Raw genomic sequence first — 13,819 nt, 5'->3', positions numbered from 1 at the left:
ATAGGCGAGGGCGGCGTATTAGGCTCCAATAGGAACGAAAGTAGTCAAGAGTGCGGCCCAAGCCGCCATGGACATTCGCGCCAGAGATGGGCGTCATAGGACAAAGGACACATCATGAGCTTTCTTGAACAAACCATCTGGACAGTATTGGGCTATGGCGTCATGCCCTTCATCTTCCTGAGTGGCTTCGTGGCGGTGGCCGTGACCTGTTGCGTGCTGCTCAACGCCTTTGGGGTGCAGTCCGCCGAGAAGTGAAGCGCATGGCTGCCATGCCTTCCCACGCTATAGCGCGTCACAACAATGCCAGTCGAGAGACTGGCATTGTTGTGTCTGGGCCCCAGCTCTTGAACCTGGGGCAGGGCCTCGCGACAGGGTCGATGAGCATGAAGGTCGAACCCGGGGGGAAATTTGATTACACTGGCGGCCATCGCAGTAGCGTCTCGTATTTTGCATCCAATAAGGTCCCTCATGGCTCTCAAGGCAACCGTATTCAAGGCACAGCTCTCCCTCTCTGATATGGATAGGGGGCTCTATCAGGATTTCTCCCTCACCCTAGCCCGTCACCCTTCCGAAACCGACGAGCGCATGATGATCCGCCTCGCGGCTTTTGCCTGGCATGCTGCCGAGCGACTTGAATTTACCAAGGGGTTGTCGGCGGACGATGAGCCTGAGCTGTGGCGCAAGAATTACTCCGATGAGATTGAACTCTGGATTGAGCTGGGCCAGCCGGATGAGCGCCGTCTCAAGAAGGCCTGCAACCGCTCGCGCCAAGTGGTGCTCTATCTTTACGGTGGTCGTGGTACCAGCGTCTGGTGGAAGCAGAATCAGGGCAAGCTTTCCCTGCATGACAACCTCAGCATCATAGAGCTAAGCGACAGCCAGACACTGCCTCTGGCGGCCATGATAGAACGCACCATGCAGCTTACCTGCACCATCTCCGACGGCCAGCTGTGGGTGAGCAATGGCAAGACGGAAGTGACGCTGGATCCTCTGATGCTGCAGGGCAAGCAGGCGCACGAGCTGGTCTGAACGCCGTCCAATGGGCGGGTCATTCCCTGAGGCGTCTCTGAGCGGCAAGGGGGATGAGAGAAAGAAAGGAACCGGATCCTGGGTCAGGATCCGGTCTCATTGAGGGAAAGGGTCACGCATAGGGCGCCTGGCTTATCCCTTTTTGTCATCGGCGAAGGTGATGTTGAGTTCGAGTACCGACAACTCATCACTCTTCTTGTCCAGCTGTACCGTGATCTTCTCAGGGTCTATCTGCACGTATTTACGGATCACATCGAGAATATCTTGCTTGAGCTGGGGCAGGTAATCCGGCCCCCCTCTGGAAGAACGCTCGTGGGCAACGATGATCTGCAGCCGCTCCTTGGCCGTCTGGGCCGTCGCCTGCTTCTTGGTAGAACGAAAATAATCAAAAATAGACATGCTTAACTCCCGAACAGTCGGCTAAAGAAGCCCTTCTTTTCTTCTTGCAGGAAACGGAATTCGGTGGCGTCTCCCATCAGACGGGAAACGGCATCTTCATAGGCTTTGCCCGCATCGGACTCTTTGTCCAGGATGACAGGTTCTCCCGAGTTGGAGGCGCGCAATACCGCCTGGGATTCTGGGATGACCCCAAGCAGTGGGATGGCAAGGATCTCCTGCACATCTTGCACGCTCAACATGTCACCACGGCTGACCCGAGTCGGGCAGTAGCGGGTGAGCAGCAGATGCTCCTTGATGGGATCCTCACCGCGCTCGGCCCGGCGAGACTTGGAGGCCAGGATCCCGAGGATCCGGTCCGAGTCGCGTACCGAGGAGACTTCCGGGTTGGTGGTGACGATGGCCTCATCGGCAAAATAGAGTGCCATCAGAGCACCGGATTCTATCCCGGCGGGGGAATCGCAGACGATGTACTCAAAACCCATCTCGCCCAGCTGATCCAGTATCTTCTCGACCCCTTCCTTGGTGAGGGCATCTTTGTCTCTGGTCTGGGAGGCGGGCAGGATAAAGAGATTTTCGCTGCGCTTGTCTTTGATAAGGGCCTGGTTGAGGTTCGCCTCGCCATTGATGACGTTGACGAAGTCATAGACCACGCGGCGTTCGCAACCCATGATGAGGTCGAGATTACGCAGGCCGATATCGAAATCGATGACCACCGTCTTGTGGCCACGCTGGGCCAGCCCTGTACTCAATGCCGCGCTGGTGGTGGTCTTGCCAACGCCACCCTTGCCGGACGTAACGACTATGATTCGCGCCATTCTCGCTTCCTTGTAACTCTATTTGATACGGTCTATTCGGAGTTGTTCTTGATCCAGCCGGATATGCACCGGCTGCTCAGTCAGGCCTGCTGGCAACGCATCGCTGAGCTGGAAGGTGCCCGCGATGGAGATAAGCTCGGCCTGTAATTGTTGGCAATAGATGCGGGCATCGGTATTACCGCGAGCCCCGGCTATTGCACGGCCCCGCAGGGCCCCGTAGATATGAATGCTGTCATCGGCCAGGACTTCGGCGCCAGGGCTCACGGAGCCGAGCACGACCAGCGAGGTGCCCGCCGCATAAATCTGCTGGCCGGAACGAACCGGGCCCACATGAACCTTACTGGCAAGCAGGGGGGCGGGCACTGTGCTGGGCAGCGGCAGATCGACGACAGGCACATCGTTGACGGTGAGATTGGCCACAGGCTCAGGCAGAGGGTCTGCCTTGCGACTGCGACCGGAGGTCATGACGGCCAGGCCTGCGGCCTTGGCGGCTATCTTCATGGCCTCACTCTTGGCCCCCGTAATGCCAACCAGTACAAAGTCTTCCGACTCGACCAGCGCCTTGAGTTCGTCAAAATCCGGTTGTTGCTCGAGTTTTTCCACATTGAGCACCAGAGGCGCACAATTGAAAAACTGGGGCGCCAATGCCACCTTGGCGGCCAATAACTGGCGTATCTTGTCCGGCGCGGCATCGTTGATATGCAACACAGAAATAGTGAAGGTAGTCCCTTTCAATTCGTTATCGCGCTCAACCATGACTTTCCCCGAGACAGAGACGGTAATCCGTTATTGTTATTGATGGCCTGATGTTATAGTTTGCCCACTTCCGAGGCAATAAACTCAATGGATTATATCAATTTACATGTTGTGTGCAGTCTATAAAAGTCGCAAAAAAGCTGACACCTATCTCTTTGTCGAAAAAAGGGATGATTTTTCCCGAGTTCCGGCTCCCCTGATGCAGACCTTCGGCACGCCGCAACTGGTGCTGATGACCAAGCTCACCCCAGGCAAACCCCTTGGCATCGCCAGTGTGAGCCGGGTGATGGAGATGCTGACACTGCAAGGTTTCTACCTGCAAGTACCGCCGCCGGTGGAGAACCTGCTCGAGCAGCACAAGTTGGCGCAACAACCCCAGCAGACCCTCTGATATTGCTGGACGCAAGCTGTCGTTTGGCAAGTGCGGGTCTTTTGAGGGTGGTTGTTAATCTCGCACATCGCAGCGCGATCTCTTTATTACGCACGGATCCCCCTGGCATAATTGCTGGCGGCCCTGAGGGCTGCCGATAATTTCTCTGCCAATTGAGGACGATAAAGTCTGTCGCCTTCGAATGAGCCTTGAAAATATTATTTTCAAACAGTGACCAACTTGTATAAATATACAGTTGTTTTCCCTCGTCATTATTTCCATCATCTCCCTTCTTGGTCTGGCTCCCTTCCTTTGGCGCACTTTTTGCGGCGCGGCCTGCTTTTGATTGCATATTTGGCGTGAGCCACAGGGGATAAGCGTGGCTGGCATGTCAGGGGACAACCGGGCTCGACCCGGTCAATGGGATAGTGGCTGAGGTGGGCTTGGGAAGCCAGTGCTGAGGCGCGCGGGTGGTCGGCTATCCCTTTGAGTGACAAATGGCAGACAGCAAAAAGGCGGGAAGTGTCCCGCCTTTTATCATGATGTGCGCAGCGTTATTCGCAGGAGACTTGCATCACCTTGATGGCCAAGCCGCCACGGGAGGTTTCCCGGTACTTGGAGTCCATGTCCTTGCCGGTGATGTACATGGTCTCAATGACCTTGTCCAGTGACACGCGCGGCTTGGAGGTGCGACGCAGGGCCATGCGCGAGGAGTTGATCGCCTTCATGGAGGCGATGGCATTACGCTCGATGCAGGGAACCTGAACCTGGCCACCGACCGGATCGCAGGTCAGACCCAAGTTGTGCTCCATGCCTATTTCGGCGGCTTCACACACCTGTTCCGGGCTACCACCCATCAGCTCGGTCAGACCGGCAGCGGCCATGGAGCAGGAGACACCCACTTCGCCCTGGCAGCCGACTTCGGCGCCGGAGATGGAGGCGTTCATCTTGTAGAGCATGCCAACGGCAGCGGAGGCCAGATAGAAACGGGTGTATTCGTCACGGCCAACCGGCTGGATGAACTTGTCGTAGTAGGCCAGCACGGCGGGGATGATGCCGGCGGCGCCATTGGTGGGGGCCGTGACCACACGGCCACCGGCGGCGTTCTCCTCACTCACCGCCAGGGCAAACATGTTGACCCAGTCGATGATGCTCATGGGATCGTTCGACAGGCTCTCGTTGGTGGTGAGCTGACGGTAGAGCGGCGCGGCGCGGCGAGGTACTCGCAGGGGGCCTGCCAGTATCCCTTCGGTACGGCAACCACGCTCGATGCCTTCACGCATGGTGGTCCAGATCTTGCCGAGTTTCTTGTAGATCTCTTCCGGCGTGTTGAAGCACTTCTCGTTTTCCATCATCAGGGAGGAGATGGAGAGGCCGGTCTGGCTGCAATGGGCGACAAGCTCTGCGGCACTCTTGAAGGGGTAGTTGACGGCCATATCGCCGCTGTCGGCCTTGCCGAAGTTCTCTTCATCGACGATGAAACCACCGCCGATGGAGTAGTAAGTCTTGCTGTACAGCTGGGTATCTTCGATGAAGGCGGTCAGCTTCATGCCATTTTCGTGCAGGGGCAGTGCCTCGTCATGGAAGATCATGGCGTCCTGCGGGAAGCTGACCGTGTGGCAATGCAGACCGATAGGCAGGCGACCAGTCTGTTCGACCCGGGAGATGAATTCGGGGATACCATCGATATCGACATTCTCAGGCAAGTTGCCGGCCAGGCCCATGATGATAGCGGTATCGGTATGATGACCCTTGCCGGTCCAGGAGAGGGAGCCATAGACATCAACCTGGATCCGGGTGACTTCACGGATCTTGCCGCCTCCGCGCAGCTCGTCCACGAACTGTTTGGCCGCTTTCATCGGGCCTACAGTGTGGGAGGAGGAGGGGCCAACACCGATTTTGAAAATATCAAAAACGCTGATCATCTAATAGTTACCTCTGGGTAGAAGCCGACGTGTTGCCAGCTTGCAAAAAAGGGGGTGATCCATGGCGCTTGCGTCGTGACATCGCCCTAAGGTCCTGGACCTGATAACGGCAGTGTAACGCGGCTCGCCTTAAAAAAAGTTGAAATAGATCTATTTTTGTTGAATCAAGGCCGCGAGTATAAAATTTATTTTGATGCTTATCCATTTTGTTAAGCGCTTAGCAAACGTTTTGCAAAAAAATACCCGGCCAGGCCGGGTATTGCAGGATAAATGGGGCTCGAATGGCCTTTTGTTAACACTCGGTGATGTTCACCGCCAGGCCACCCCGGGCCGTCTCCTTGTACTTGGTCTTCATATCGTTGCCGGTTTCCCACATGGTCTTGATCACCTTGTCGAGTGACACCTTGTGTTCACCGGTACCGCGCAGGGCAAGGCGGGCGGCGTTGATGGCCTTGACCGCACCCATGGCGTTGCGCTCTATGCAGGGTACCTGCACCAGGCCACCGACCGGATCGCAGGTCAGGCCCAGATTGTGCTCCATGCCGATCTCGGCGGCATTTTCGACGATGGCCGGGCTGCCACCGAGCAGTTCGGCCAGGGCACCCGCGGCCATGGAGCAGGCGACGCCCACCTCACCCTGGCAACCGACCTCGGCACCGGACAAGGACGCATTCTTCTTGTAAAGGATGCCGATGGCGGCGGCGGTGAGGAAGTAGCGTATCAGCAGATCGTCATCCACTGTGCGCACGAAGCGATCGTAATAATGCAGCACGGCGGGGATGATACCGGCCGCCCCATTGGTCGGTGCCGTCACGACGCGGCCCCCGGCGGCGTTCTCTTCATTGACGGCCAGGGCGAAGAGATCGACCCACTCCATCACCATCAGCGGATCTTTATTGAAGTTGGTTTCGGCGCTGAGCTGACGAAGCAGCGCCGGGGCGCGTCTGCGCACCTTGAGCCCGCCGGGCAGTACCCCCTCCTGCTGACAGCCCCGAGTCACGCAGCCTTTCATCGCCTGCCAGATCTTGCGCAGCCCCGCCACTATCTCCTGTTCGCTACGAAACACCTTCTCGTTGGCCAGCATGAGACCGGACACGGAGAGTCCGCTCTCCTGACAGTGGGCCAGCAGTTGGGCGCCACTCTCGAACGGATAGGGAATGGGATGACTCGCCTCGAATGCCACAGCGTCGGCCCGGGCGTTGGCGAAGTGGCTCTCTTCGATGATGAAGCCGCCCCCGATGGAGTAGTAGGTCTGGGCCAGCAGCAGCGCCTGGCCTTCATAGGCGCGCAGCGTCATGCCGTTGGAGTGGGCGGGCAGGGTCTTGCGGCGGTTGAAAATGATGGCGCCATTGCGAGGGAAGGCGCTCGATTGCTCGCCGGCAAGTTTGAGGGTCTGGCTCTGCTCGACCTCGGTCAGGAAGGCGGGGATCCCTTCAATGTCGACACTGTCTGGTTCGAAGCCAGCCAACCCCAGGATGATGGCCTTGCCGGTACCATGGCCCTTGCCGGTCTGGCCGAGGGATCCATAGCATTCGGTCTCGACCCGGCTGGTGCGAGCCAGCAACTTGCTCTCCTTTAGCTGGGTCACGAAGGCATGCGCGGCCCGCATGGGACCAACGGTGTGGGAGGATGAGGGGCCTATTCCGATGGAAAACAGGTCGAAGACACTGATCATGACATCACTCCGATTATGGATTTTGTCTAAACATTGTAAATTTTTTGTAGTCGATGGGAAGAGGGGGAGCTGAGGGATGTGATGGCCGCATGAAAAAGGGCTGCCGAGGCAGCCCTTTGAAACCCTTTATCTGTGCGCAGGCTTAGCCAAACAGCTGATAAAGGATGGCGGAGATGGCGATGAGGCCCATGGCGGTCACGAACACGTTGCTGATCTGACCCTGATACTTGGCCATGGCCGGGACGCGTTTGATGGCGTACATCGGCATGATGAACAGTATGGTGGCGATGATGGGGCCACCCAGGGATTCGATCATGCCCAGGATAGAGGGGTTGACCACGGCAACGACCCAGAGGGTGATGACGAAGAAGCCGATGATGATCATGTCGATCAGTTTATGGTTCGGCTCTTTACCTGTGCCACGGATCTGCTGAACGATCAGGCCTTTGAGACCTTCACGAGCACCCAGATAGTGACCGAAGAAGGAGGACACTATGGCCACGAAAGCAACCAGCGGACCGAAGTAGGAGATGATCGGACTCTCGTGCTGGTTGGCCAGGTAGGAGAGAACGGCGATGTTCTGGGCCTTGGCTTCAGCCAGCTGAGCCGGGCTCAGACTCATGACGCAGGAGAAGACGAAGAACATCACGAAGCCCAGCAGCAACATGGCGGTACGCTTCAAGATGGCATCGGACTTGGCCACGGCATTGTCGCCGTGCTCGCGACGTTGCGCCAGAGCGAAGCTGGAGATGGCCGGGCTGTGGTTGAAGGAGAACACCAGTACAGGGATGGTCAGCCACAGGGTGGTTGCGAAATCCTTGCCGGAGGGGACCTGGGAGAGAGCGGCACCGCTCCACTCCGGGATCAGGTAGAGGGAGATACCTGCCAGTATGGCAATCAGGGGATAGACCAGGAACTGGGTCACCTTGAGCATCAGCTTCTCACCGGCCAGCATCACGGACATCATGCCCATGATCAGCACGATGGAGAGGATCCAGCGCGGTGGCGGCGTCATGTGCAACTGGTTGACGATGAAGCTGTCGACCGTGTTGGTGATGCCCACGCCGTAGATCAGCACTATGGGGTAGATGGCAAAGAAGTAGAGCAGCGTGATGAGCTTGCCGGCGCCGACGCCGAAGTGCTCTTCGACGACTTCAGTGATATCCGCGTTCGGCTTCTTGGAAGAAAGCACGAAACGGGCCAGGCCACGGTGTGCCAGATAGGTCATGGGACCGACCAGCAGCGCCATGCAGACCAGCGGCCAGAAGCCACCCATACCCGCATTGATTGGCAAGAACAGGATGCCGGCACCGACGGCGGTACCAAACAGGCTGATGACCCAGGTGGTGTCCTGTTTTCCCCAACTACGAGATTGAACGGAGCTTGTTCCTTGCTCCTTGGCGACCGCAGCGTCCTGTGCGTGAGAGACGGTATTTGACATGTGTCTGACCCCAGATGTGTAGTTTTTATTAATCCGGCGCAAGGATACTGGCTTTGCAGGTAAAAATGTTGATCAAATTCACTTTTCCATCGTCGAAACCCGTACTTTTTTATGGAAACGTGATCAAAAGAAGATAATTTCAATTTTTGTTTATCATTTGCGGTGTTATTTGAATGTTAAATCCCGCATTTGGCTCGAAATTATGTCAATAAAATGTTATTTCGCTGTCTGGGTGACCAGCTGGCGGATCATGCTGGCGGTGGCTCCCCAGATGTATCTGTGTTGCCAGGGGATCCAGTGGAGCGTGTAGTGTTGGCCACGGCGCTCTATTGGCATACTGACATAGTTGCCAAGGTCTTGCAGGTGCCAGAGGGGGACTTCGAAGGCCGCGGTGACCTCATCGGCATTCAGCTGCAACCGGTAATCGGCGTTGAGCAGACCCACTACGGGCAACACCTCGAAGCGCGATACAGTGGGTAGCCTGGGCAGATGACCAAACAGCCGGATCTGATCGGCGGCGATGCCTATCTCTTCATGGGTCTCCCGCAGCGCCGTCTGGTAGAGGTCGTCATCCCCCGGATCCTGGCGCCCGCCCGGAAAACTTATCTCCCCGGCGTGGTGGCGAAGGTGTCGGCTGCGCTCGGTGAGCAATAGATGCAGGCCATCGGCTCGCTCGACCAGAGGTATCAACACCGCAGCAGGGCTCAGTGCCGGGGCAGGGGAGCGCAGAGGGGCGCTCGGGGAGCTCTGTAATAAAAAGCGGGTCAGCAGCTCGGCGTGGGTCATGACGATGGTTGCTCGAGCAGGGGCAGGATCCGGGCCAGCTTGTCAAAGGTCTCCTGGTATTCACTGTCGACCTCGGAGTCGGCAATGATGCCCCCTCCCGCCCAGCAATAAAGGCTCCCTTCGGTGGCGAGCAAGGTGCGGATACAGATACTGGTATCCATGCGGCCGTGCTGGCTCAGGTAGCCAATGCTGCCGCAGTAACCGTTGCGTCTGTGGGGTTCGAGCTCCTCGATGATTTCCATGGCACGGATCTTGGGAGCCCCCGTGATGGAGCCGCCAGGGAAGCAGGCACGCAGCAGATCCACCCCTTGCCAACGAGCATCCAGCTCACCATGAATGGTTGACACCAGGTGATGGACCGCCGGGAAGGATTCGACCGCAAACAGCTGTGGCACGCAGACGGTGCCCGGTCGACTGACCCGGCCTATGTCGTTGCGCAGCAAATCCACGATCATCAAATTCTCCGATCTATCCTTCTCGGCCTGAGCCAGCTCACGGGCGCTGGCGGCATCGGCCAGGGGATCTGGCTGGCGGGGGCGGGTGCCCTTGATGGGTTTGGTCTCTATATGGCGGCCATCAAGCAGCAGGAAACGCTCGGGGGAGAGGCTCAGTATGGCGCTGTCCGGCAGCCTGAGGAAGGCGGAAAAGGGGGCGGCGTTGGCCGCGCGCAACCTCAGGTAGGCGAGCCACTCATCCCCTTGATAAGGCGCGCTGAAACGCTGGGTGAGATTGATCTGGTAGCAATCCCCAGCGGCCAGGTAATCCTGAATGCGGGCGAATTTGGCGCCATAGTCGTGGCGGCTCATGTTGCTCTGCCAGGGGCCAAGCAGCTGGAAGGCTGATGGCTCTGGCGCTCGCTGCTTATTCCACCAGACGAGACGGCGCGCCAGTCCGGCTTCTGAACCCCAATGGACCAACTGCCACTGTTGTCGGGCCTTGTCATGAATGAGGGCCCAGTCATAGATACCGACCGCCATGTCGGGGATGGTCAAATCGGCCTCGGCTTGCTCGGGGAGTTGCTCGAAGTGTCGCCCCAGATCGTAACCAAACAGACCCAAGGCGCCGCCGATAAAAGGCAGATCGCAGCCAGGGGAGACGAGCTCCCCGAGCAGCGCTTGCTGGGTCTTTGCCAACAGGCTGAGCGGGTCTCCCGGCAAGGTCTGTGATGCACCATCTTGCCACCTTTGGGTCAACCTACTCCGGGTGGTCAGGGTCGCCCGTGGCTCGGCGGTGATGATGTCGAAGCGGTTGTCCGGGCCCATGGGGCCCATGGATTCGAGCAGCATGGCCCAGGGCTGATGGTGCAGCCGGGCAAACAGGGTCGCCGCGTCACTTGCGTCGGGGAGAGGATGAATGTGCAGGTCTGGTTTCATTTTTTGTTACACAGGCAACAGTTTGCGTGCTGGTCCCTAGCCGGTATGGGGTGGCAAGCGTATCATAGTGGCCGCGAATGTTAGAAAAAACACGCCGCGCCCCGACATTGGAAGGGACTTGAATGCCTCTCCCTGGCGCGGCCAATATGGAAGCCCTTGCTTTGCTGCCGTTCGTGAAGACAAGGACCAGTGAGGATGATATGAGCATCATAAAAAAACAGGATTTTATCGATTCCGTCGCCGACGCCCTGCAGTACATCTCCTACTACCACCCCCTCGATTTCGTCAATGCCATGAAAGAGGCCTATGACAAGGAAGCCAACCCGGCGGCCAAGGATGCCCTGGCCCAGATCCTGATCAACTCCCGCATGGCTGCCGAAGGGCGCCGTCCGCTCTGTCAGGACACAGGTATTGTGACCTGCTTTGTCAAAATCGGTATGCAGGTGCAGTGGGATTCTGATCTCACCGTGCAACAGATGGTGGACGAAGGGGTACGCCGCGCTTACACCAATCCGGACAACCCGCTGCGGGCCAGCATAGTGGCCGACCCGGCCGGTAGCCGTAAAAACACCAAGGACAACACCCCTGCCGTGGTGCATATCGACATGGTGCCGGGTGACAAGGTTGAGGTGAGTGTGGCGGCCAAGGGCGGTGGTTCCGAGAACAAATCCAAGATGGCGATGCTCAACCCCTCGGACGATATCGTCGAGTGGGTGCTGAAAACGGTGCCGACCATGGGCGCGGGCTGGTGCCCTCCCGGCATGTTGGGGATCGGCATCGGCGGCACCGCCGAGAAGGCTGCCGTGCTGGCCAAAGAGTCTTTGATGGAGCACATCGACATTCAAGAGCTCAAGGCGCGCGGAGCCCAGACCACGGAAGAGAAGCTTCGTCTCGAGCTCCATGACAAGGTCAACAAACTTGGTATCGGTGCCCAGGGGCTGGGCGGCCTCACCACAGTACTGGATGTGAAGATAAAGTCAGCGCCGACCCATGCCGCTTCGAAGCCGGTGGTGATGATCCCCAACTGCGCCGCCACCCGCCATGTTCACTTCGAACTCGATGGCACTGGCCCTGCCGAATTGGCTGCGCCTTCACTGGCCGACTGGCCCGAGATCACCTGGGAAGTGGGCGACAATGTGCGCCGGGTCAATGTGGATACGGTGACTCGTGATGAGATAGCTACCTGGCAGAGCGGCGAAACCGTGCTGCTCTCTGGCAAGATCCTGACCGGACGCGACGCCGCCCACAAGCGTATCGCCGACATGTTGAAAAACGGCGAAGGTCTGCCAGCGGGGGTCGATTTCACCAACCGCTTCATCTATTACGTCGGCCCGGTAGATGCTGTGCGTGACGAAGTGGTCGGCCCGGCGGGCCCTACCACCTCGACCCGGATGGACAAGTTTACCGAGATGATGCTGGGCGAGACGGGGCTTATCGGCATGATAGGCAAATCGGAACGCGGTCCGGCAACGGTCGAGAGTATTCGCCAGCACAAAGCCGTCTATTTGATGGCCGTTGGTGGCGCTGCCTATCTGGTGGCCAAGGCCATCAAGAAGGCTCGGGTAGTGGCGTTTGCCGACCTTGGCATGGAGGCCATCTATGAATTCGAGGTGGAGAACATGCCGGTCACTGTGGCCGTGGATGCCAGTGGCAACAATGTCCACGAGACTGGCCCGGCCATCTGGTCAGCCAAGATTGCCGAGCTCGACGGCAAGCTCTCTTCCTGAGCCATAAAAGAAGCGCCAGACCAGGTTTATCAGCACATGACCTGGCACGCGCATCAGCTTAAACGGCGGCCCCAGGGCCGCCGTTTTATTTTGACGAGCTGCCGGTGTTAGCGTTCATCAGCCAATCTGCTCTCCTCTATTTCCGAGGATGAGACGCACTGTCACTGACAGGGCTGAGAAAAAAATTGAACCTCGGCGTCCCAGTCCCAGCAAAACGACCGCTAACGGAACGCACAACACCATCACAGGGCTGGCAGATCGTGGCTTTCATCATGACAGCGATCAGGCTGAACCCGATAGTGAGACTCCGAAGGGCAGCATGCCGTTGTCTCGTCCCTACGAAGAGTCAGTGGTTGAGGTAGATATCTTGCCCTGCATAGTGCACGGCCTTGTCGGTGGCGTTCTGAGCATGAAAATAGTGGGTTAGCACCCCATGGTGCTGGCTCAGGTGATGCAATCGACCTGTGTCCAGACTGATGGTTTCCGGTAACCAGGTCAGCACTGCGGCACAGCGGCTCTGACTGAGGGCTTGTTCCAGGGTGCGCTGCCAGTTCTTTATCTTGTGACCATGGACAACCAGCACATGGGCTGGATTGATGCCGTTGGCTTGCAGTTGTGCCGCAATCGGCAGGCCCGGGGGGGCTATCAGCAGGATCCAGCCTTTTGCCGCTTGGCTCGCCTGGCTCAGTGCGCCCAGCAGTTGCGAGCCATTGAACTCGGCCCCCGAGGCTGGGGAACTTGGCCGGCGACTCAGATAGCGGGTCGGCCAGGGTTGGGTCAGTCCGGCGATAAGGGGAGCAAGAGGGCGGCTCATTGGCTGGTTCATCTGCGTTTCCTGTATGAATTACCATGCTGTATGGGTATACAGTAGTTGTATCTAGTCCCTCAGACAAGTCATTTGTGCTCAAAAATGTGACGCAGATATCCAGGTGAATTCATAATATTTTGATATGTATGGTTTTTATTTTTTACTCAGGGACATGGCTTGTATGCAAAATGGACAGGTCTGCGATAAAGGGCCATGGTTATACTGTGTTTAACAGAGGAGCTGAACCATGGATGCCAGTACTTTGCAGCGCCTAGATGCCAATATCTTGCTAGGCATAGTCAATGAGAAGCTAAGGCTCGAATGCGACAATCTCGATGAACTGCTTGCTTACTACGACATGAGCGAGGATCAGCTTGCCACCCGCCTGCAGCAGATTGGTTATCAATATGACGGTGTCAGCAACCAGTTTAAATCCGGGCTGTTGTGAGTCCGGTTTAAATTCGGTTAACTCGTCGGGATAAAGCAGCCGCCTATTGGGCGGCTGCTTTTGCAATCTGGCGGGGGACTGTTGATGGCGTTGAATTGAAAACGATTTCAAGCATTTGACTATTTTCAGATATTTTCAAGCCATAAAAAATCCATGCAAGCTCTGAAAACCTATTCACGATTTTTATTTTTTGATTTATTTATAACTTAATGAAATTTAATGGTTTTTGTGTTTTTCATGGAAGGGTGCCAGGAAAGGGTTTTCATG

General features: G+C 57.2%; 14 protein-coding genes. 5 read left to right on the top strand and 9 right to left on the bottom strand.

Annotated elements, in window-relative coordinates:
* Positions 1 to 114 precede the first annotated feature (114 nt).
* On the top strand, positions 115 to 255 hold the full coding sequence (locus G113_RS20460) for a TIGR02808 family protein (protein ID WP_005895982.1): 141 nt from the start codon (positions 115 to 117) through the stop codon (positions 253 to 255).
* Between the two features lie 213 nt (positions 256 to 468).
* The gene (locus G113_RS06270; protein WP_005895979.1) at positions 469 to 1,029 is read left to right on the top strand and encodes a YaeQ family protein; all 561 of its coding nucleotides are present in this window, start codon (positions 469 to 471) and stop codon (positions 1,027 to 1,029) included.
* 132 nt (positions 1,030 to 1,161) lie between these two features.
* Here G113_RS06270 and minE read toward each other — a convergent pair whose 3' ends face one another.
* From minE to minC, 3 genes are read right to left on the bottom strand one after another with little or no spacing between them, the layout of a single operon-like run.
* Positions 1,162 to 1,428, bottom strand: a complete 267-nt coding sequence (gene minE / locus G113_RS06265) for a cell division topological specificity factor MinE (RefSeq protein WP_005895976.1) — start codon at positions 1,426 to 1,428, stop codon at positions 1,162 to 1,164.
* Between the two features lie 2 nt (positions 1,429 to 1,430).
* Positions 1,431 to 2,243, bottom strand: coding sequence for a septum site-determining protein MinD (minD, locus tag G113_RS06260; RefSeq protein ID WP_005895973.1), 813 nt, complete (start codon positions 2,241 to 2,243; stop codon positions 1,431 to 1,433).
* A gap of 18 nt (positions 2,244 to 2,261) precedes the next feature.
* Positions 2,262 to 2,999 (bottom strand): septum site-determining protein MinC, encoded by a 738-nt coding sequence (gene minC, locus G113_RS06255; protein ID WP_005895969.1) that lies wholly within the window; start codon positions 2,997 to 2,999, stop codon positions 2,262 to 2,264.
* Positions 3,000 to 3,105: 106 nt separating this feature from the next.
* Here minC and G113_RS06250 point away from each other — a divergent pair, with 106 nt between their 5' ends.
* Positions 3,106 to 3,390, top strand: coding sequence for a YcgL domain-containing protein (locus G113_RS06250; RefSeq protein WP_005895967.1), 285 nt, complete (start codon positions 3,106 to 3,108; stop codon positions 3,388 to 3,390).
* Between the two features lie 533 nt (positions 3,391 to 3,923).
* On the opposite strand, the gene G113_RS06245 is transcribed toward G113_RS06250, so the two are convergent.
* The 5 genes from G113_RS06245 to pabB all read right to left on the bottom strand — a co-directional run bounded on the left by G113_RS06245 (position 3,924) and on the right by pabB (position 10,482).
* Positions 3,924 to 5,294 carry an L-serine ammonia-lyase gene (locus G113_RS06245; protein ID WP_005895965.1) on the bottom strand — a complete coding sequence of 457 codons (1,371 nt, stop codon included), beginning with the start codon at positions 5,292 to 5,294 and terminating at the stop codon, positions 3,924 to 3,926.
* Between the two features lie 292 nt (positions 5,295 to 5,586).
* Positions 5,587 to 6,969, bottom strand: coding sequence for an L-serine ammonia-lyase (locus tag G113_RS06240; RefSeq protein ID WP_005895963.1), 1,383 nt, complete (start codon positions 6,967 to 6,969; stop codon positions 5,587 to 5,589).
* A gap of 142 nt (positions 6,970 to 7,111) precedes the next feature.
* Complete coding sequence (locus G113_RS06235; RefSeq protein WP_005895960.1) at positions 7,112 to 8,410, bottom strand: HAAAP family serine/threonine permease; 1,299 nt, start codon at positions 8,408 to 8,410, stop codon at positions 7,112 to 7,114.
* Between the two features lie 216 nt (positions 8,411 to 8,626).
* Positions 8,627 to 9,196 carry a CoA pyrophosphatase gene (locus G113_RS06230; protein WP_005895958.1) on the bottom strand — a complete coding sequence of 190 codons (570 nt, stop codon included), beginning with the start codon at positions 9,194 to 9,196 and terminating at the stop codon, positions 8,627 to 8,629.
* Positions 9,193 to 10,482 (bottom strand): aminodeoxychorismate synthase component I, encoded by a 1,290-nt coding sequence (gene pabB / locus G113_RS06225; protein ID WP_040318965.1) that lies wholly within the window; start codon positions 10,480 to 10,482, stop codon positions 9,193 to 9,195. Before pabB ends, G113_RS06230 begins: the two co-directional genes overlap by 4 nt.
* A 287-nt stretch (positions 10,483 to 10,769) precedes the next feature.
* Between pabB and G113_RS06220 the strand changes: the two genes are divergently transcribed.
* Entirely contained in the window at positions 10,770 to 12,296 is a 1,527-nt protein-coding gene (locus G113_RS06220; protein ID WP_005895952.1) for a fumarate hydratase, read from the top strand.
* A gap of 346 nt (positions 12,297 to 12,642) precedes the next feature.
* Here G113_RS06220 and G113_RS06215 read toward each other — a convergent pair whose 3' ends face one another.
* Positions 12,643 to 13,122, bottom strand: a complete 480-nt coding sequence (locus G113_RS06215) for a hypothetical protein (RefSeq protein ID WP_005895950.1) — start codon at positions 13,120 to 13,122, stop codon at positions 12,643 to 12,645.
* 229 nt (positions 13,123 to 13,351) lie between these two features.
* Between G113_RS06215 and G113_RS06210 the strand changes: the two genes are divergently transcribed.
* On the top strand, positions 13,352 to 13,552 hold the full coding sequence (locus tag G113_RS06210) for a DUF4250 domain-containing protein (protein WP_005895947.1): 201 nt from the start codon (positions 13,352 to 13,354) through the stop codon (positions 13,550 to 13,552).
* Positions 13,553 to 13,819: the final 267 nt, after the last annotated feature.

Source organism: Aeromonas molluscorum 848, assembly GCF_000388115.1.
GTDB classification, from domain to species: Bacteria; Pseudomonadota; Gammaproteobacteria; order Enterobacterales; family Aeromonadaceae; genus Aeromonas; species Aeromonas molluscorum.
This window is presented reverse-complemented; position numbering and strand designations above follow the sequence as displayed.

Bases quoted from the DNA above. Each gene is read 5' to 3' on its own strand.
- G113_RS06230 (WP_005895958.1), bottom strand. From the start codon at position 9,196: ATGACCCACGCCGAGCTGCTGACCCGCTTTTTATTACAGAGCTCCCCG.
- G113_RS06250 (WP_005895967.1), top strand. From the start codon at position 3,106: ATGTTGTGTGCAGTCTATAAAAGTCGCAAAAAAGCTGACACCTATCTC.
- G113_RS06235 (WP_005895960.1), bottom strand. From the start codon at position 8,410: ATGTCAAATACCGTCTCTCACGCACAGGACGCTGCGGTCGCCAAGGAG.
- minE (WP_005895976.1), bottom strand. From the start codon at position 1,428: ATGTCTATTTTTGATTATTTTCGTTCTACCAAGAAGCAGGCGACGGCC.
- minC (WP_005895969.1), bottom strand. From the start codon at position 2,999: ATGGTTGAGCGCGATAACGAATTGAAAGGGACTACCTTCACTATTTCT.
- G113_RS06210 (WP_005895947.1), top strand. From the start codon at position 13,352: ATGGATGCCAGTACTTTGCAGCGCCTAGATGCCAATATCTTGCTAGGC.
- G113_RS06245 (WP_005895965.1), bottom strand. From the start codon at position 5,294: ATGATCAGCGTTTTTGATATTTTCAAAATCGGTGTTGGCCCCTCCTCC.
- G113_RS20460 (WP_005895982.1), top strand. From the start codon at position 115: ATGAGCTTTCTTGAACAAACCATCTGGACAGTATTGGGCTATGGCGTC.
- G113_RS06220 (WP_005895952.1), top strand. From the start codon at position 10,770: ATGAGCATCATAAAAAAACAGGATTTTATCGATTCCGTCGCCGACGCC.
- G113_RS06270 (WP_005895979.1), top strand. From the start codon at position 469: ATGGCTCTCAAGGCAACCGTATTCAAGGCACAGCTCTCCCTCTCTGAT.
- minD (WP_005895973.1), bottom strand. From the start codon at position 2,243: ATGGCGCGAATCATAGTCGTTACGTCCGGCAAGGGTGGCGTTGGCAAG.
- G113_RS06215 (WP_005895950.1), bottom strand. From the start codon at position 13,122: ATGAACCAGCCAATGAGCCGCCCTCTTGCTCCCCTTATCGCCGGACTG.
- G113_RS06240 (WP_005895963.1), bottom strand. From the start codon at position 6,969: ATGATCAGTGTCTTCGACCTGTTTTCCATCGGAATAGGCCCCTCATCC.
- pabB (WP_040318965.1), bottom strand. From the start codon at position 10,482: ATGCTGCTCGAATCCATGGGCCCCATGGGCCCGGACAACCGCTTCGAC.